The organism is Egibacteraceae bacterium (assembly GCA_040905805.1).
Lineage (GTDB): Bacteria > Actinomycetota > Nitriliruptoria > Euzebyales > Egibacteraceae > DATLGH01.
The window spans coordinates 1-639 of record JBBDQS010000115.1; the positions used below are offsets into that span (position 1 = coordinate 1).

A 639-nucleotide genomic window follows, 5' to 3' on the forward strand; every position below is an offset into this window, starting at 1 on the left:
CCCCGGCCCCGGCCCCGGCCCCGGCCCCGGCCCCGGCCCCGGCCCCGGCCCCGGCTGCGGCCCCGACCCCGGCTGCGGCCCCGGCCGCAGCGCAGGCGCCGGTGCTGGTGGACGGCGTGGAGTGCCACCGCGGCCACTTCAACCACCCGTTCGCGTTGCGGTGCGCGACGTGCCAGGCCTCGCTGGTGGCCGCCACCCGGCACACCGTGAAAGGGCCCCGGCCGCCGCTCGGCACGATCGCGGTCGACGACGGGGTGCGCTACGAGCTCGACGCCGACTACGTCGTGGGCCGCGAGCCCGCGGGGGACCCGGCCGTGGCCGCCGGCGAGGCCCGCCCCCTGCCGTTGGACGACCCCGAGCAGGCGGTGTCGCGGGTGCACGCCGAGATCCGCCTGCAGGACTGGGACGTGGTGGTGGTGGACCGCGGATCGGCCAACGGCGTGCACCTGCTGGCACCCGAGGGCACCGAGTGGCACCGCGTGGGCACCGGCGAGTCCGTGGTCGTCAGCCCGGGCACCCAGGTCGCGTTCGGTCGCCGGGTGATGACCTTCGAGCCGCCCGACTGATCCTCGTGAACCGCCCGAGCCCGCGAGGGCGGTGCTCTGCTGTGCCGGGTGTGGGGGGGGGGGCGCGCCCCCC

At 78.9% G+C, this 639-nt stretch carries 1 protein-coding gene; it reads left to right on the plus strand.

Annotated elements, in window-relative coordinates; genetic code table 11:
* On the plus strand, nt 1–566 hold a 566-nt coding region (locus WD250_13255), incomplete at its 5' end, for an FHA domain-containing protein (GenBank protein MEX2621174.1).
* Nucleotides 567–639: the final 73 nt, after the last annotated feature.